The organism is Streptomyces sp. ATCC 21386, assembly GCF_018728545.1.
Taxonomy (GTDB): Bacteria; Actinomycetota; Actinomycetes; order Streptomycetales; family Streptomycetaceae; genus Streptomyces.
On record NZ_JAAVVL010000001.1, the window covers coordinates 1,655,261 to 1,673,265 of the forward strand.

An 18,005-nucleotide genomic window follows, 5' to 3' on the forward strand; every position below is an offset into this window, starting at 1 on the left:
GGACACTGGGGCCACCCTCTTTGCGAGGGTGGCCCCAGTTTTCTGTATGCGACACGTGTACGATCACGGTCTTCCACGATCAGCTTCTGCACGATCTGAAGCAATCTGATCAATCTGATCGATCCATGCACTCCCAGGGGGGAATTGAGTGGCCAGACCTTTGTCCGGAGCCATAGCCGCCGCGATAGCCGGGACGCTGCTGATGTCGTCCGCGAGCGCGGCCGGCGCCGACAGCACCTCTACACCGGACGAGGCGGATGTACGGATCGCCAGGGCGATGGCGGCGGACGACACCGTGGCCGTGACGCGGGAGCCGTCCTCGACCGAGAGCGCGGACACCGACAGCGACAGCGGCCTGAAGCCGTCCGCCCAGATCATCGGCGGCTCGGAGACGACCATCGCCAACGCGCCCTGGATGGCGCAGCTCTGGTACTACGACGAGACGCAGGACCTCGGCTTCTTCTGCGGCGGCACGGTCGTCTCGCCGACGAAGATCCTCACCGCCGCGCACTGCGTCGACAAGAACCACTTCGACTGGGTCAAGTACGGCGAGGTCGTCACCGGCACCGACCAGCTGCCCACGAGCGTCTACAAGCCCGACGGCAGCTTCGACCACCTCGACTACCACGGCGGCACCCCCAGCAAGGTCTCGCGGCAGTGGAACCACTCCTCGTGGGACGAGGAGGCGATCGACAACGACGTCGCGGTCCTCACGCTGTCCGCGCCCGTCAAGGCCACGCCGATCAAGATGACGACGTCCGGCGACACGGCCTCGTACACGGCGGGCACCAGCGCCAAGGCCTACGGCTGGGGCCGTACCAGCTCCACCAACCAGAACATCTCGCAGACGCTGAAGACGGCCACGCTGCCGATCGTCAGCGACACGACCTGCGCGAACACCTGGAGCCCCTGGTTCGTCAAGGGCCACATGGTCTGCGCGGGCAAGCCCGCCGGCGGCACCGACGCCACGACCACCGCCACCTGCAACGGTGACTCCGGTGGCCCGCTCGTCGTCAACAACAAGCTCATCGGCGTCGTCTCGTGGGGCGTCGAGGACTGTGTGTACAAGGGCGCCTACCCGGTCTTCGCCAAGGTCAGCACCTACGTCGGCGCGATCCAGCCGAGGGTCGACGACGCCGCCATCACCCGGGACGGCAAGGCCGACGTCTTCCTGCGCAACAAGGAGACCGGCACGGGCTACGTCCGCGCCTCCACGGGCTCCGCGCTCGGTGACCGTCAGGCCCTGACCGCCGAGGGCAGCTGGAAGGGCTACAACCTGGTCCAGCAGACCGACCTGAACCGGGACGGCTACCAGGACTACATCCTGCGCCGCTCCTCCGACGGTGACGTCTTCTGGCGGCGGCGCTCGGCCTCGTCCAGCACCTGGACGACCACGCAGATCTTCGACAACTGGGCGACCCGCACCCGGATCCTCACCCCCGGCGACGTCACCGGGGACGCCCTGCCCGACCTGCTCTCGGTCGACTCGGCGGGCGCCCTGTGGATCTACCCGGGCAAGGGCAACGGGACGTTCTCGACCCGCGTGAAGGTCGGCACGGGCTGGAACACGTACAACGCGGTGCTCGGGCACGGCGACTTCACCGGCGACGGCAAGGCCGACCTGATCGCGCGCACCAAGACCGGCTCGGACGTCTACCTCTACAAGGGCGCCGGCAAGTCCGGCACGGGCGCCTTCGGCACCCGGATCAAGGTCCGCTCGGACTGGAGCGCCTACAACACGCTCATCACTCCCGGTGACGTGAGCGGCGACGGCAGGGCGGACCTGCTGGCCCGTACGCCGGCCGGCACGCTGTACCTCTACAAGGGCACCGGCAAGGCCACGAGCGAGATCTTCAGCACACGTATCTCGGTCGGCACCAGCTACGCCCAGTACGACCTGCTCGGCTGAAACACCAGGTGAGCCCGGTCCCGCCGGGCTCATCCGTCACACACGGTGCCCATCGCGCTTTGCGCGATGGGCACCGTTCGTTGTGCAACCCTTTCCCGGCATATCCCGTCTGACCGGGCGGAGCGGCCATGGAGCGGCGACGTCGTGTCATGGCCGTGTCCGACCTGACAGGCCTGGGCCTGAGCGCAGGGGGTAACCGACCGGAGAGAGAACGAGGAGCAGATGTCCGCCGAGAGCACGCCGGACGCCGGCATATCGGGGAAGACCGGCACCACAGGTCCGCGCCACCGCGCGGCCAAGGGCCGCCGCCGCAAGTCACGCGACGGGCACAGCAGAGCGGCGCTCGCCGTCGTCTGGACCGCCGCGGGAGTCCTGGTGCTGGGCGGCACCGGCATCGGCTACCTCTACTTCAAGCTCAACGGCAACATCAAGAGCGTCGACATCAACCAGGCCCTCGGCACCGACCGGCCCCTCGACGTCGACAACGGCTCGCAGGACATCCTGGTCCTCGGCTCCGACACCCGTTCGGGCAGCAACAAGAAGCTCGGCGGCGGCGTCGACGACGGCAGCGCCCGCTCCGACACGGCGATGGTCGTGCACGTCTACGAGGGCCACAAGCGGGCCAGCGTGGTCTCCATCCCCCGCGACACCCTCGTCGAGCGGCCCGAGTGCACGGACACGAACGGCACGACGCACCCGGCGGCCCCGTACGCGATGTTCAACTCCGCGTACTCGACGGGCGGCGCGGCGTGTGCGGTGAAGACCGTCGAGTCCATGACCGGGATCCGGATGGACCACTACATCGAGGTGGACTTCGCGGGCTTCGAGAAGCTGATCGACGTCCTCGGTGGGGTGCCCGTCACCACCACGAAGGACATCAAGGACCCCGACAGCCATCTGAACCTCAAGGCCGGGGAGCACACGCTCACGGGCAAGCAGGCGCTCGGGCTCGTGCGGACGCGGCACGGGGTGGGCGACGGGTCGGACCTGGGACGTATCCAGCTCCAGCAGGCGTTCATCAAGGCGCTGATCGAGCAGGTCAAGTCGGTCGGGATCTTCAGCAACCCGACGAAGCTCTACGATCTCGCCGACACCGCGACCGATGCCGTGACCACCGACTCCGAGCTGAAGGACGTCAAGGACCTCGCGTCGTTCGCGAACGGTCTGAAGGGCATCGGCTCCAAGAACATGACCATGGTCACGATGCCGGTGCAGTACGACCCCGACGACCTGAACCGGGTGCTGGTGGACGAGGCCAAGGCCAAGCGGGTCTGGGCCGCGCTGAAGGCCGACAAGACCATCCCGAAGTCGGCGACGAAGGGGACGGCCACGGGGGCCGCCGAGGGCGTGGTGACCGCCGGTACCTGAAGGCGCGCGGGGAACTGCGCGACCGGCCCCGTACGGCCCTGCGGTCGCGTATGGCGCTGACGGGACACCCCGTGGCGCAGCCGGCCGGACCCAGGAGGCGCGTACCGGCGCTGACAGGGTGCCGCCTGCGCCCAACCGTGCCGCCCCGGCGGCACGATTGCCCGCAGCTCGGGGGAGGGGAGCGGAGGGGGCGCCCCGGCTGCAGCGAGGCTGTCGAGGGCTGGGGAATACCTGGGGCCACCCCCTGGTTTTGGGAGATGACGCCAGTGCTGGCAGACTGGTACGTCGGCTCCGGTTCACGCGCTCGCACCCCGCGGACGCGACCCGGCGCCCTCCCGAAACTAGGAGACACCTTGAAGCGCGACATCCACCCCGAGTACGTCGAGACGCAGGTCAGCTGCACCTGTGGCGCGTCGTTCACCACCCGCAGCACGATCGAGAGCGGCACCATCCGTGCCGAGGTCTGCTCCGAGTGCCACCCGTTCTACACGGGCAAGCAGAAGATCCTCGACACCGGTGGCCGCGTGGCCCGCTTCGAGGCCCGCTTCGGCAAGGCTGCCGCTGCCAAGAAGTAGCGAGCCCCCAGCGCCGGTCCGCGGCGCCCCCATCGGGGGCGTCGGGACCGGCGCTTTGCGGTGCGGCACACAGCTGCGCAGCCCAGGAGTGCAGCCCACTCACAACGTCGTACGTCGTACAGGGAGCCGGAGAAGATGTTCGAGGCGGTCGAGGAACTGGTCGGGGAGCACGCCGACCTGGAGAAGAAGCTCGCCGACCCGTCGGTCCACGCGGACCAGGCCAACGCGCGCAAGCTCAACAAGCGCTACGCGGAGCTGACCCCGATCGTCGGCACGTACCGCTCCTGGAAGCAGACCGGCGACGACATCGACACGGCCCGTGAATTCGCCGCGGACGACCCGGACTTCGCCGCCGAGGTCAAGGACCTGGAGAAGCAGCGCGAGGAGCTGACGGAGAAGCTGCGGCTGCTGCTCGTGCCCCGGGACCCGTCCGACGACAAGGACGTCATCCTGGAGATCAAGGCCGGGGCCGGGGGAGACGAGTCCGCGCTGTTCGCCGGCGACCTGCTCCGGATGTATCTGCGGTACGCCGAGCGCGTCGGCTGGAAGACCGAGATCATCGACTCCACCGAGTCCGAGCTCGGCGGCTACAAGGACGTCCAGGTCGCCGTGAAGACCAAGGGTGGCCAGGGCGCCACCGAGCCCGGCCAGGGCGTCTGGGCCCGGCTGAAGTACGAGGGCGGCGTGCACCGCGTCCAGCGCGTGCCGGCCACCGAGTCCCAGGGCCGTATCCACACCTCCGCCGCCGGTGTGCTGGTCACGCCCGAGGCCGAGGAGGTCGACGTCGAGATCAACATGAACGACCTGCGGATCGACGTCTACCGCTCCTCCGGGCCCGGCGGCCAGTCCGTCAACACCACCGACTCCGCCGTGCGCATCACGCACATTCCCACCGGAGTCGTCGCCTCCTGCCAGAACGAGAAGAGTCAGCTGCAGAACAAGGAGCAGGCGATGCGTATCCTGCGCTCCAGGCTGCTCGCCGCGGCACAGGAGGAGGCGGAGAAGGAAGCCGCCGACGCCCGCCGCAGCCAGGTCCGTACCGTCGACCGCTCCGAGAAGATCCGCACGTACAACTTCCCGGAGAACCGCATCTCGGACCACCGTGTCGGCTTCAAGGCCTACAACCTGGACCAGGTGCTGGACGGTGAACTCGACGCGGTGATCCAGGCCTGTGTCGACGCGGACTCGGCCGCGAAGCTGGCAGCCGCGTAAGGCCGTTACGGGCACGAAGAGTACGACGGAGGACTTGCGTGAACCTGCTGCTCGCGGAAGTGGCCCAGGCCACCCAGCGCCTGGCCGACGCCGGCGTGCCCTCGCCGCGCAACGACGCGGAGGAGCTCGCCGCGTTCGTGCACGGCGTCAAGCGGGGCGAGCTGCACACCGTCAAGGACGCCGACTTCGACGCCCGGTACTGGGAGGTCATCGCCCGGCGCGAGCAGCGTGAGCCGCTCCAGCACATCACCGGGCGCGCCTACTTCCGCTACCTCGAACTTCAGGTCGGGCCCGGGGTGTTCGTGCCCCGGCCCGAGACCGAGTCGGTGGTCGGCTGGGCCATAGACGCCGTGCGCGCGATGGACGTCGTCGAGCCCCTGATCGTCGACCTGTGCACCGGCTCCGGTGCCATCGCCCTCGCCCTGGCCCAGGAGGTGCCGCGCTCGCGCGTGCACGCCGTGGAGCTGTCCGAGGAGGCGCTGACGTGGACCCGCAAGAACATGGCGGGCTCCCGTGTCGACCTGCGCCAGGGCAACGCCCTGGACGCCTTCCGCGACCTCGACGGCCAGGTCGACCTCGTCGTCTCCAACCCGCCGTACATCCCGCTCACCGAGTGGGAGTACGTGGCGCCCGAGGCACGCGACTACGATCCCCAACTCGCCCTGTTCTCGGGGGAGGACGGCCTGGATCTGATCCGCGGTCTGGAGCGCACCGCACACCGGCTCCTGCGCCCGGGCGGTGTCGTCGTCATCGAGCACGCCGACACCCAGGGCGGCCAGGTGCCCTGGATCTTCACCGAGGAGCGGGGCTGGGCCGACGCGGCCGACCACCCGGACCTCAACAACCGGCCGCGGTTCGCGACCGCCCGCAAGGCGCTGCCGTGAGCACGCGCCCGACGACAACCCCCCAGCAGCAGTACGTGTACGAGGAGGCCCGCTAGATGGCACGGCGATACGACACCAACGACGCGACCGACCGCGCCACCGGTCTGCGCGAGGCCGCGTCCGCCATTCGCCGGGGCGAGCTCGTCGTGCTGCCGACGGACACCGTGTACGGCATCGGCGCTGACGCGTTCACGTCGGAGGCCGTGGCCGACCTGCTGGAGGCCAAGGGCCGGGGGCGCAACATGCCCACGCCCGTGCTCATCGGCTCCCCGAACACCCTGCACGGCCTCGTCACTGACTTCTCCGAGATGGCCTGGGAACTCGTCGACGCGTTCTGGCCGGGCGCGCTCACGCTCGTCGCCAAGCACCAGCCGTCGCTGCAGTGGGACCTCGGCGACACCCGGGGCACCGTTGCCGTGCGCATGCCGCTGCACCCGGTCGCGATCGAGCTGCTGACCGAGGTCGGCCCCATGGCGGTCTCCTCGGCCAACCTGACCGGCCACCCGGCGCCGGAGAACTGCGACGCCGCCGAGGCGATGCTCGGCGACTCCGTCTCCGTCTACCTGGACGGCGGCCCGACCCCGAGCAACGAGCCGTCGTCGATCGTCGACGTCACGGGCAAGGTGCCGGTGCTGCTGCGTGCCGGGGCCCTGTCGGCGGAGGAGCTCCGCAAGGTCGTACCCGACCTTGAGGTGGCGAATTGACGGCCCCTGACGCGGGGCGTGGCATATGGGACGGGGAAGAGACGCGGACCTTCACGGGGCTGCCGCGGGACACCTTCCGCATCCTCCACGTCAGCACCGGCAACGTGTGCCGCTCGCCGATCACCGAGCGGCTGACCCGGCACGCCCTGGCGGACCGGCTCGGGGACCCGCTGTGGGGCGGTCTGATCGTCGAGAGCGCGGGGACGTGGGGGCACGAGGGGGCGCCGATGGAGGCGAACGCGGAGGCCGTCCTCGCGGACTTCGGCGCGGACGCCTCCGGCTTCACGGGGCGTGAGCTGCTGGACGAGCACGTCATCCGAGCAGACCTGGTGCTGACGGCCACCCGCGACCACCGGGCGCAGGTCATCTCCATGGGGCACTCCGCGGGGCTGCGCACCTTCACCCTGAAGGAGTTCACCCGCCTGGTCCGCGCGATCGACCCGACCACGCTGCCCCCGCTGGAGGAGGGCATGGTCGTCCGCGCGCGTGCGCTGGTCCGTGCGGCGGCGGCTCTACGCGGGTGGCTCCTCGCCCCGACCGCCGAGGCCGACGAGGTCTACGACCCGTACGGCGCCCCCCTGCCGTTCTTCCGGTCGGTCGGCGACGAGATACACCAGGCCCTGGACCCGGTGGTGACGGCACTGACGGGGGTGCCGGCTCGGGCTTAGCCGCCGCCGGGCCTTGGTGATTCGGCACCCGGCGCTGTCCGCTGTGCCCACCCTCCCCCACTCTCGGCTTCGCTCGAGCGGGAGGTGCCCCCATCGCCCCGCGGAACGATTGCCCACAGCACAAGGGGCACATCACGCGCACCCTCGGCGTACCGGGCCTACATTGGTGCTACGTCATCGTCGACGCCCCGGAGCGCATCATGTCGGTCACCCCTGTCCTCGAGGCCGATGTCCTGCGGCGGCAGGACCCCGAGCTGGCCGACATCCTGCTCGGTGAGTTCGATCGGCAGTCGACGACGCTGCAGCTCGTCGCCGCGGAGAACTTCACCTCGCCCGCGGTGCTGGCCGCGCTCGGGTCACCGCTCGCGAACAAGTACGCCGAGGGGTATCCGGGGGCCCGGTACCACGGCGGCTGCGAGATGGTGGACGTCGCCGAGCGGCTCGCCGTGGAGCGCGCCAAGGCCCTGTTCGGGGCCGAGCACGCCAACGTCCAGTCGCACTCCGGTTCCTCGGCCGTACTGGCCGCCTACGCCGCCCTGTTGCGCCCCGGCGACACCGTCCTCGCGATGGGCCTGCACTTCGGCGGCCATCTCACCCACGGCTCACCCGCCAACTTCTCCGGCCGCTGGTTCGACTTCGTCGGGTACGGCGTGGAGGCCGAGTCGGGGCTGGTCGACCGTGAGCAGGTGCGCACCCTGGCCCGCACCCACCGGCCCAAGGCCATCGTGTGCGGGTCCATCTCCTACCCCCGGCATCTCGACTACGCCTTCTTCCGCGAGGTCGCCGACGAGGTGGGCGCCTATCTCATCGCCGACGCGGCTCATCCGATCGGGCTGGTCGCCGGGGGAGCGGCGCCCAACCCGGTGCCGTACGCCGACATCGTGTGCGCCACCACGCACAAGGTGCTGCGGGGCCCGCGCGGCGGGATGCTGCTGTGCGGGAGCGAGCTGGCCGAGCGGGTGGACCGGGCGGTGTTCCCGTTCACCCAGGGCGGCGCGCAGATGCACACCATCGCCGCGAAGGCCGTGGCGTTCGGGGAGGCGGCAACCCCGGCGTTCACCGCGTACGCCCATCAGGTGGTCGCGAACGCCCGCGTGCTGGCCCGGGGGCTGGCCGAGGAGGGGCTCGTGGTCGTCACCGGCGGCACCGACACGCACCTGCTGACTGTCGATCCCGCGCCATTCGGTGTCGACGGCCGCACGGCCAAGGGGCTGCTCGCGGCTGCCGGGATGGTCCTGGACTGCTGCGCGCTTCCGCACGGCGACGCCCGTGGCCTGCGGCTCGGTACGGCCGCGTTGACCACGCAGGGCATGGGCGAGGCGGAGATGGCGCGGCTCGCGGCGCTGTTCGCCGGGGCCCTGCGGGACGGCGGCGACGGCAAGCGGACCCGTGAAGAAGTGCGGGACCTGGCCGGAAGATTTCCGCCGTATCCGCGCTGAGGTGGGGTAGACGCACCACCAGGCACAGCATCACGTGCAACCATCGTCGCTACCCGGATGTCCTCCACCGTATGCGTGCACCGTCGCGCGCATCGCTAGGGTGTGAGGCTGTGATGGCCAGCGAGACCTGTGGGGAAGCCCGTGCGTGAATACCTCCTGACGCTCTGCATCACGGCCGCGGTGACGTACCTGCTGACAGGGCCGGTGCGGAAGTTCGCGATCGTGGCCGGAGCCATGCCGGAGATCCGTGCGCGCGATGTCCACCGTGAACCCACGCCCCGCCTCGGCGGCATCGCGATGTTCTTCGGGCTGTGCGCCGGTCTGCTGGTCGCCGACCATCTGACCAACCTCAGCGAGGTCTTCGCCGAGTCCAACGAACCGCGCGCGCTGCTCTCCGGGGCCGCGCTGATCTGGCTCATCGGCGTCCTGGACGACAAGTTCGAGATCGACGCCCTGATCAAGCTCGGCGGCCAGATGATCGCCGCCGGTGTGATGGTGATGCAGGGTCTGACGATCCTGTGGCTGCCCATCCCCAGCGTGGGGATCGTCGCGCTGACCCAGTGGCAGGGCACCCTCCTCACGGTCGCCCTGGTCGTCATCACCATCAACGCGGTGAACTTCGTCGACGGTCTCGACGGTCTCGCGGCCGGCATGGTCTGCATCGCCTCCGCCGCGTTCTTCATGTACGCCTACCGCCTCTGGTACAGCTACGGCATCGAGGCCGCGGCCCCCGCCACCCTGTTCGCGGCCGTCCTGATGGGCATGTGCCTGGGCTTCCTGCCGCACAACATGCATCCGGCGCGGATCTTCATGGGCGACTCGGGGTCGATGATGATCGGCCTGGTGCTGGCGGCCGGCGCGATCTCCATCACGGGGCAGGTCGACCCGGACGTGATGAACCTGTACGGCTCGGAGCGCAACACGGTCTACTCGATGGTGCCCGTCTACATCCCGCTGCTGATGCCGCTGAGCATCCTGGCGATCCCGGCGGCCGACCTGATCCTCGCGATCGTGCGCCGCACCTGGCGAGGCCAGTCGCCGTTCGCCGCCGACCGGGGGCATCTGCACCACCGGCTCCTGGAGGTCGGGCACTCGCACAGCCGGGCCGTGCTGATCATGTACTTCTGGTCCGCGGTGATCGCGTTCGGCACCCTGGCGTACACGGTGAACTCCGCGTCCATGTGGATCGTCCTCGCCATCGCCATGTTCAGCGGGGTCGGTCTCTTCCTCCTGCTGCTGCCCCGCTTCACGCCGCGCGCGCCGCGCTGGGCGGAGCGTTTCGTACCGCCCCGCTACCGTCGCCGTGCGGTCCCGGCGCCCGCGCCGGAGCCCGTCGCCGACTGGGCGCCCTCCCTCAACGGCGCGACGGCGATCGGCGGCCGCAGCCACGAACCGGAACGCAGCCCGGCGGGCGCGCGCCACTGAGCGACGGCTCCGCGCGGCGCCGTCCTCGCCCCCTTCGCAGAACCGGCCGGAGGCCGTGCGCGACCCCTCGCGCACGGCCTCCGGCCGTCCGTCGTGCGGGCGGAGGGCCGCGGCGTCGCGCTGACGGCAAGGTAAGAATCTGACTAACACTTTGCCGACGCCATGCGAGGCCGTGACGCCGCAAAACGGCCTTATACCAGACAAGTCGGCGTGGATTTTGCACAGACGGGCAGCTTCACCCTCATGTGTGACACCTGGCACAGCATTCAGGTAAAGACCTCATCAAATAGTTTGTGATACGGTTCACGAGAACCCGGGACAGAGTCGAAGGACCGCACTGCGACGGTCCGTTGGCGCGAGATTCTCGCTCGCCCCCGGGGTCTACGCTCGTCCATGACGACACCCTGCCCCCTTAGCAAGCGGAGTTGCCGCCATGCCGTCCAATGACGTCCGGACCCTCCTTCAGGCCGCCGTACCCACGGCAGCCGCCGGCGCGATCGCCGCTGTCGTCAGCGGTGTGGTCGTCGGAGGCAAGGGGGCTCTCGGCGCCGTCGTGGCGGCGGTGATCACGATCCTCTTCATGGGAATCGGGCTCTACGTTCTGCAGCGCACTGCCAAATCGCTTCCTCATCTGTTCCAGATGATGGGCCTCATGCTTTACGCGGCACAGATCCTGCTCTTGTTCATCTTTCTGTCCGCGTTCAAGAACACCACTCTGTTCCACCCCAAGGCCTTCGCGTTCACGCTTGTCGCCACCACCCTCGTGTGGATCGCCGCACAGACGCGCGCGCACATGAAGGCCAAGATCCTCTATGTCGAACCCGATGCGCCGACGGGCAGCAAGCCCGAAAAATCGGGGCACTCGTCGTGAGGAGTAGGGCCGGGATAAGGGCGTGTGCGAACTCCTGCTATCGTCCGGTGCCAACTGCGGCATCGCGGGCGCGGGCATCTGAGCTGACGCCTGCTCAATCGCGAGGCTTGATGCCCCCCAGCCGCCCCCACATCCGTAACACCAGTCCAGTGCCGACCCGCGGCTGCGCGCCGCGCCGACACAACGAGGTTGCCGTACCCATGCGTCACGCCGAAGGAGCCCGTGGTGAGTGCTGACCAGACCCAGCTCGCCTTTGACTGGAGCTGTCGGATCATGTCCGACAACGGCTGTGGCTTCCCGGCTCCGGGCCTGCACTCGTTCCTCTTCAAGCCGATCGCCACGGTCGGCGGGTTCGAGTTCAACAAGGTGATGCTGCTCGCCCTGATCACCACCCTCCTGGTGATCACCTTCTTCACCCTCGCCTTCGGCAAGGCCAAGGTGGTCCCGGGCAAGCTGCAGATGATCGGCGAGGCGGGCTACGACTTCGTACGCCGCGGCATCGTCTACGAGACCATCGGCAAGAAGGACGGGGAGAAGTTCGTCCCCTTCATGGTCTCCCTGTTCTTCTTCGTCTGGATCATGAACATCTGGTCCGTGATCCCGCTGGCCCAGTTCCCGGTGTCCTCGATCATCGCCTACCCGATGGTGCTGGCCGCTGTCGTGTACGTGGTGTGGGTCTCGGTGACCTTCAAGAAGCACGGTTTCGTCGGCTTCTTCAAGAACGTCACCGGCTACGACAAGTCGCTCGGCCCGGTGCTGCCGCTGGTCATGGTCATCGAGTTCTTCTCGAACCTGCTGGTCCGCCCCTTCACGCACGCGGTGCGACTGTTCGCCAACATGTTCGCCGGGCACCTGATGCTGGTCATGTTCACCATCGCCTCCTGGTACCTGCTCAACAGCTGGATGATTCCGGCCGCCGGCGTCTCCTTCGTGATGACCGTGGCCATGATCGGCTTCGAGCTCTTCGTCCAGGCGGTCCAGGCGTACGTGTTCGTGCTGCTGGCCTGCACCTACGTTCAGGGCGCTCTCGCCGAGCACCACTGAGCCCTGCCGCTTCACAACCCCCAGAACGTCCGGTGGCCAACCCCCGCCGGTCCATGAAAGAGAAGGAAGAATCAGCATGGCTGCCATGGAGACCCTCGCCGCCCTCGAAGGCAACATCGGTTCCGTCGGCTACGGCCTCGCCGCCATCGGCCCCGGCGTCGGCGTCGGCATCATCTTCGGCAACGGCACCCAGGCGCTCGCCCGCCAGCCTGAGGCGGCCGGCCTGATCCGTGCCAACCAGATCCTCGGTTTCGCGTTCTGTGAGGCGCTCGCCCTCATCGGCATCGTCATGCCGTTCGTCTACTAGGCCGACGCACTGACGATCGAAACCTTTCAAGGAAAGGCACTGATGTGATCGCCAACCTGGTACAGCTGGCGGCCGGGGAAGAGCAGAACCCGCTCGTCCCGCCGGGCCCCGAGCTGCTCGTGGGCGCCATCGCCTTCGCCATCGTGTTCTTCTTCTTCTGGAAGAAGCTCCTCCCGAACATCAACAAGGTTCTGGAAGAGCGCCGCGACGCGATCGAGGGCGGTATCGAAGAGGCCGACCGTATGAAGGTCGAGGCCCAGAGCGTGCTGGAGCAGTACAAGGCTCAGCTCGCCGAGGCTCGGCACGAGGCCGCGCGGCTGCGCCAGGAGGCGCAGGAGCAGGGTGCCACGCTCATCGCCGAGATGCGGGCCGAGGGCCAGCGTCAGCGCGAGGAGATCATCGCCGCCGGTCACTCGCAGCTCGAGGCCGACCGCAAGGCCGCCGCTTCGGCGCTGCGTCAGGACGTGGGCAAGCTCGCCACCGACCTGGCCGGCAAGCTCGTCGGCGAGTCCCTCGAGGACCACGCCCGCCAGAGCCGTGTGATCGACCGCTTCCTCGACGACCTCGAGGAGAAGGCCGAGGCCACGCGATGAACGGAGCGAGCCGCGAGGCCCTGGCAGCCGCACGTGAGCGTCTCGACGCGCTGACGGACTCCACGTCCGTGGACGCGGCGCGGCTCGCCGACGAGCTGGCCGCCGTCACCGCTCTGCTCCACCGCGAGGTGTCGCTGCGTCGGGTCCTGACCGACCCGGCGCAGTCCGGCGAGGCCAAGGCCGAGCTGGTCGTCCGCATCCTCGGCGGGCAGGTCGGCTCGACCACCGCCGACCTGGTGTCGGGCCTGGTGCGTTCCCGCTGGTCGCAGCCCCGCGACCTGGTGGACGCACTGGAGCAGCTGGCCGATGTCGCCGACCTCACGGCCGCGCAGCAGTCGGCCACGCTCGACGACGTCGAGGACGAGCTGTTCCGCTTCGGCCGGATCGTCGCCTCGAACACCGAGCTGCGGTCCGCGCTGACCGACCGGGCCGCCGGCGCCTCGGCCAAGGGTGAGCTGCTGCGCAGCCTGCTCGGCGGCCGCGCCAAGGCCACCACCGAGCGTCTGGTGACGCGCCTCGTGACCGCGCCGCGTGGACGTAGCCTGGAGGGGGGACTCGAGTCCCTGTCCAAGCTCGCCGCCGAGCGCCGGGACCGCATGGTCGCCGTCGTCACCTCCGCGGTCCCGCTGAGCGACCCCCAGAAGCGACGCCTCGGCGCCGCCCTGGCGAAGCTCTACGGCCGTTCCATGCACCTCAACCTCGACGTGGACCCCGGCGTCCTCGGCGGGATCCGGGTGCAGGTCGGCGACGAGATCATCAACGGCTCGATCGCGGACCGACTCGAGGACGCCGGCCGCCGCCTGGCGAGCTAGCTCAAACTTCATAGCAGTACGTACGTATTCCTACGGCCCGGTTGGGCCGTGCAGAGGATTCACCTCGTTCAGGGGGGAGTCCGGGAGTTTACGCATTCCCCCCAAGTGAAACTTCGGGCCCAACAAGGAGAGCAGGGAACCCAGATGGCGGAGCTCACGATCCGGCCGGAGGAGATCCGGGACGCGCTGGAGAACTTCGTCCAGTCGTACAAGCCGGACGCGGCCTCGCGCGAGGAGGTCGGTACGGTCACCCTTGCCGGCGACGGCATCGCGAAGGTCGAGGGTCTTCCCTCGGCCATGGCCAACGAACTGCTGAAGTTCGAGGACGGCACCCTCGGCCTCGCGCTCAACCTGGAAGAGCGCGAGATCGGCGCCATCGTCCTCGGTGAGTTCAGCGGCATCGAGGAGGGTCAGCCGGTCACCCGTACCGGCGAGGTCCTGTCGGTCGCCGTGGGCGAGGGCTACCTCGGCCGCGTCGTCGACCCGCTCGGCAACCCGATCGACGGCCTCGGCGAGATCGAGACCAGCGGTCGTCGTGCCCTGGAGCTGCAGGCCCCGGGCGTCATGGCCCGTAAGTCGGTGCACGAGCCGATGGAGACCGGCTACAAGGCCGTCGACGCGATGACCCCGATCGGCCGTGGTCAGCGTCAGCTGATCATCGGTGACCGCCAGACCGGCAAGACCGCCCTGGCCGTCGACACGATCATCAACCAGCGCGACAACTGGCGCTCGGGCGACCCGAAGAAGCAGGTCCGCTGCGTCTACGTCGCCATCGGCCAGAAGGGCTCGACCATCGCGTCGGTCCGCCGCGCGCTGGAGGAGAACGGCGCGCTGGAGTACACGACCATCGTCGCCGCCCCGGCGTCCGACCCGGCCGGCTTCAAGTACCTGGCGCCCTACACCGGTTCGGCCATCGGTCAGCAGTGGATGTACGAGGGCAAGCACGTCCTCATCATCTTCGACGACCTCTCGAAGCAGGCCGACGCCTACCGCGCCGTGTCCCTGCTGCTGCGCCGCCCGCCGGGCCGTGAGGCCTACCCGGGTGACGTCTTCTACCTGCACTCCCGTCTGCTGGAGCGCTGCGCGAAGCTCTCCGACGAGCTGGGCGCGGGCTCGATGACCGGTCTGCCGATCGTCGAGACGAAGGCCAACGACGTCTCGGCGTTCATCCCGACCAACGTCATCTCCATCACCGACGGCCAGTGCTTCCTGGAGTCGGACCTCTTCAACGCCGGTCAGCGCCCCGCGCTGAACGTCGGTATCTCCGTCTCCCGAGTCGGTGGTTCCGCCCAGCACAAGGCGATGAAGCAGGTCTCCGGCCGTCTGCGCGTGGACCTCGCCCAGTTCCGTGAGCTGGAGGCGTTCGCCGCCTTCGGTTCCGACCTGGACGCCGCGTCGAAGGCGCAGCTGGAGCGCGGCCAGCGCATGGTCGAGCTGCTGAAGCAGGCCCAGTACGAGCCGATGTCCACCGAGGACCAGGTCGTCTCCGTGTGGGCCGGCACCACCGGCAAGATGGACGACGTCCCGGTCGCCGACATCCGCCGCTTCGAGAAGGAGCTGCTGGAGTACCTGCACCGCAAGGAGCAGGGCCTCATGACCTCCATCAAGGAGGGCGGCAAGCTCTCGGACGACACGCTGACCGCTGTCGCCGACGCGATCGCCGACTTCAAGAAGCAGTTCGAGACCGCGGACGGCAAGCTGCTCGGCGAGGACGCTCCGGCCGTCAACGTCTCCAAGTGACGTAAGGAAGGGACCTGACTCATGGGAGCTCAGCTCCGGGTCTACAAGCGTCGCATCCGATCCGTCACCGCGACCAAGAAGATCACCAAGGCGATGGAGATGATCGCCGCCTCGCGCGTCGTCAAGGCGCAGCGCAAGGTGGCGGCCTCCACGCCCTACGCGACCGAGCTCACCCGCGCGGTCACGGCGGTGGGCACTGGTTCGAACACCAAGCACCCGCTGACCACGCAGGCCGAGAAGGTCACGCGTTCCGCAGTGCTGCTGCTGACGAGTGACCGCGGTCTCGCCGGTGCCTTCAACTCCAACGCCATCAAGGCCGCGGAGCAGCTGACGGCACGCCTCGAGGCCGAGGGCAAGCAGGTCGACACGTACATCGTCGGCCGCCGCGGTGTCGCCCACTACAACTTCCGCGAGCGCAAGGTCGTGGAGCAGTGGACCGGCTTCACCGACGAGCCCACGTACGCGGACGCCAAGAAGGTCGCGGGCCCGCTGATCGAGGCCATCGAGAAGGACACGGCGGACGGCGGGGTGGACGAACTCCACATCGTCTACACCGACTTCGTCTCGATGATGACGCAGCAGGCGCTCGACGCGCGTCTGCTGCCGCTCAGCCTCGAAGAGGTCGCGGAGGAGGCGCCCAAGGGCGAGATCCTCCCGCTGTACGACTTCGAGCCGTCGGCGGAGGACGTCCTCGACGCCCTGCTGCCGCGCTACGTCGAGAGCCGCATCTACAACGCGCTGCTGCAGTCGGCTGCCTCCAAGCACGCCGCCACCCGCCGCGCGATGAAGTCGGCGACCGACAACGCGGGTGAGCTGATCAACACGCTCTCCCGCCTTGCCAACGCGGCCCGCCAGGCCGAAATCACCCAGGAAATCAGCGAGATCGTCGGTGGCTCCGCAGCCCTTTCCGACGCGACCGCGGGGAGTGACAAGTAATGACGACGACTTCTGAGACGGCCGTTGCCACGGGCCGCGTCGCCCGGGTCATCGGCCCGGTCGTCGACGTGGAGTTCCCCGTCGACGCGATGCCGGAGATCTACAACGCCCTTCACGTCGAGGTGGCCGACCCGGCCAACGCCGGCGAGCTGAAGACGCTGACCCTGGAGGTCGCCCAGCACCTGGGTGACGGCCTGGTCCGCACCATCTCCATGCAGCCCACCGACGGTCTGGTCCGCCAGGCCCCGGTCACCGACACCGGCGCCTCCATCACCGTGCCGGTCGGCGACTTCACCAAGGGCAAGGTGTTCAACACCCTCGGTGAGGTGCTGAACGTCGACGAGCAGTACACGGGCGAGCGCTGGGGCATCCACCGCCAGGCCCCGAACTTCGACGAGCTCGAGTCGAAGACCGAGATGTTCGAGACCGGCGTCAAGGTCATCGACCTTCTCACCCCGTACGTCAAGGGTGGAAAGATCGGTCTGTTCGGTGGTGCCGGCGTCGGCAAGACGGTGCTCATCCAGGAGATGATCTACCGCGTCGCCAACAACCACGACGGTGTGTCGGTGTTCGCCGGTGTCGGTGAGCGCACCCGTGAGGGCAACGACCTCATCGAGGAGATGTCCGACTCGGGCGTCATCGACAAGACCGCGCTGGTCTTCGGCCAGATGGACGAGCCCCCGGGCACCCGTCTGCGTGTGGCCCTGGCCGGTCTGACCATGGCGGAGTACTTCCGCGATGTGCAGAAGCAGGACGTGCTGTTCTTCATCGACAACATCTTCCGCTTCACCCAGGCCGGTTCCGAGGTGTCGACCCTGCTCGGCCGTATGCCCTCCGCGGTGGGTTACCAGCCGAACCTGGCCGACGAGATGGGTCTCCTCCAGGAGCGCATCACCTCGACCCGTGGTCACTCGATCACCTCGATGCAGGCGATCTACGTCCCCGCGGACGACCTGACCGACCCGGCCCCGGCCACCACCTTCGCCCACCTCGACGCGACGACGGTGCTCTCCCGTCCGATCTCCGAGAAGGGCATCTACCCGGCCGTGGACCCGCTGGACTCGACGTCCCGCATCCTCGACCCGCGGTACATCGCGGCGGACCACTACACGGCCGCGATGCGCGTGAAGAGCATCCTGCAGAAGTACAAGGACCTGCAGGACATCATCGCGATCCTCGGTATCGACGAGCTCGGCGAGGAGGACAAGCTCGTCGTCCACCGTGCCCGTCGCGTGGAGCGCTTCCTGTCCCAGAACACCCACGTCGCCAAGCAGTTCACCGGCGTCGACGGGTCGGACGTGCCGCTGGACGAGTCGATCGCCGCGTTCAACGCGATCATCGACGGTGAGTACGACCACTTCCCGGAGCAGGCGTTCTTCATGTGCGGTGGTATCGAGGACCTGAAGAAGAACGCGAAGGAGCTCGGCGTCAGCTGACGTCAGGCACATCGTGATCAGTGGGGGGCGAGGCCACACCTCATGGGGTGCGTCCCGCCCCCCTCTGTACTCCCTCTAGAAT

17 protein-coding genes are annotated in these 18,005 nt (G+C 68.6%); all 17 read left to right on the forward strand.

Features of this window, described 5'->3' with window-relative positions:
- The first annotated feature begins 202 nt into the window (after positions 1–202).
- The 17 genes from GWK25_RS07295 (at position 203) to atpD (ending at position 17,923) form a co-directional block, all read left to right on the forward strand.
- Entirely contained in the window at positions 203–1,909 is a 1,707-nt protein-coding gene (locus GWK25_RS07295) for a trypsin-like serine protease (protein WP_215457247.1), read from the forward strand.
- Between the two features lie 222 nt (positions 1,910–2,131).
- Positions 2,132–3,277, forward strand: coding sequence for an LCP family protein (locus GWK25_RS07300; RefSeq protein WP_215449020.1), 1,146 nt, complete (start codon positions 2,132–2,134; stop codon positions 3,275–3,277).
- A gap of 353 nt (positions 3,278–3,630) precedes the next feature.
- Positions 3,631–3,852: a 50S ribosomal protein L31 gene (rpmE, locus tag GWK25_RS07305; protein WP_028804216.1), complete on the forward strand. Its 222-nt coding sequence runs from the start codon at positions 3,631–3,633 to the stop codon at positions 3,850–3,852.
- Positions 3,853–3,987: 135 nt separating this feature from the next.
- On the forward strand, positions 3,988–5,064 hold the full coding sequence (gene prfA / locus GWK25_RS07310; RefSeq protein WP_215449021.1) for a peptide chain release factor 1: 1,077 nt from the start codon (positions 3,988–3,990) through the stop codon (positions 5,062–5,064).
- A 38-nt stretch (positions 5,065–5,102) separates the two neighbouring features.
- Complete coding sequence (gene prmC / locus GWK25_RS07315) at positions 5,103–5,948, forward strand: peptide chain release factor N(5)-glutamine methyltransferase (RefSeq protein WP_215449022.1); 846 nt, start codon at positions 5,103–5,105, stop codon at positions 5,946–5,948.
- Positions 5,949–6,004: 56 nt separating this feature from the next.
- Positions 6,005–6,652, forward strand: a complete 648-nt coding sequence (locus tag GWK25_RS07320) for an L-threonylcarbamoyladenylate synthase (RefSeq protein WP_184899436.1) — start codon at positions 6,005–6,007, stop codon at positions 6,650–6,652.
- A complete protein-coding gene (locus GWK25_RS07325) occupies positions 6,649–7,320 on the forward strand; it encodes a low molecular weight phosphatase family protein (RefSeq protein ID WP_033526518.1) in 672 nt (223 codons plus the stop codon). The genes GWK25_RS07320 and GWK25_RS07325 overlap by 4 nt, the downstream gene beginning before the upstream one ends.
- A 200-nt stretch (positions 7,321–7,520) precedes the next feature.
- Entirely contained in the window at positions 7,521–8,759 is a 1,239-nt protein-coding gene (gene glyA, locus GWK25_RS07330) for a serine hydroxymethyltransferase (RefSeq protein ID WP_215449023.1), read from the forward strand.
- A gap of 141 nt (positions 8,760–8,900) precedes the next feature.
- Positions 8,901–10,184, forward strand: coding sequence for an MraY family glycosyltransferase (locus GWK25_RS07335; protein WP_215449024.1), 1,284 nt, complete (start codon positions 8,901–8,903; stop codon positions 10,182–10,184).
- A 433-nt stretch (positions 10,185–10,617) separates the two neighbouring features.
- Positions 10,618–11,055: a hypothetical protein gene (locus tag GWK25_RS07340; RefSeq protein WP_215449025.1), complete on the forward strand. Its 438-nt coding sequence runs from the start codon at positions 10,618–10,620 to the stop codon at positions 11,053–11,055.
- Between the two features lie 273 nt (positions 11,056–11,328).
- Positions 11,329–12,099: a F0F1 ATP synthase subunit A gene (atpB, locus tag GWK25_RS07345; RefSeq protein ID WP_215457248.1), complete on the forward strand. Its 771-nt coding sequence runs from the start codon at positions 11,329–11,331 to the stop codon at positions 12,097–12,099.
- Positions 12,100–12,175: 76 nt separating this feature from the next.
- Positions 12,176–12,406 (forward strand): ATP synthase F0 subunit C, encoded by a 231-nt coding sequence (gene atpE / locus GWK25_RS07350; RefSeq protein ID WP_215449026.1) that lies wholly within the window; start codon positions 12,176–12,178, stop codon positions 12,404–12,406.
- A gap of 44 nt (positions 12,407–12,450) precedes the next feature.
- Positions 12,451–12,999: a F0F1 ATP synthase subunit B gene (locus GWK25_RS07355; RefSeq protein WP_215449027.1), complete on the forward strand. Its 549-nt coding sequence runs from the start codon at positions 12,451–12,453 to the stop codon at positions 12,997–12,999.
- Positions 12,996–13,811: a F0F1 ATP synthase subunit delta gene (locus GWK25_RS07360; RefSeq protein WP_215449028.1), complete on the forward strand. Its 816-nt coding sequence runs from the start codon at positions 12,996–12,998 to the stop codon at positions 13,809–13,811. The genes GWK25_RS07355 and GWK25_RS07360 overlap by 4 nt, the downstream gene beginning before the upstream one ends.
- 144 nt (positions 13,812–13,955) lie before the next feature.
- Positions 13,956–15,551 (forward strand): F0F1 ATP synthase subunit alpha, encoded by a 1,596-nt coding sequence (atpA, locus tag GWK25_RS07365; RefSeq protein WP_215449029.1) that lies wholly within the window; start codon positions 13,956–13,958, stop codon positions 15,549–15,551.
- A gap of 21 nt (positions 15,552–15,572) precedes the next feature.
- The gene (locus GWK25_RS07370; protein ID WP_215449030.1) at positions 15,573–16,487 is read left to right on the forward strand and encodes a F0F1 ATP synthase subunit gamma; all 915 of its coding nucleotides are present in this window, start codon (positions 15,573–15,575) and stop codon (positions 16,485–16,487) included.
- The gene (gene atpD / locus GWK25_RS07375; RefSeq protein WP_215449031.1) at positions 16,487–17,923 is read left to right on the forward strand and encodes a F0F1 ATP synthase subunit beta; all 1,437 of its coding nucleotides are present in this window, start codon (positions 16,487–16,489) and stop codon (positions 17,921–17,923) included. Before GWK25_RS07370 ends, atpD begins: the two co-directional genes overlap by 1 nt.
- Positions 17,924–18,005 lie beyond the last annotated feature (82 nt).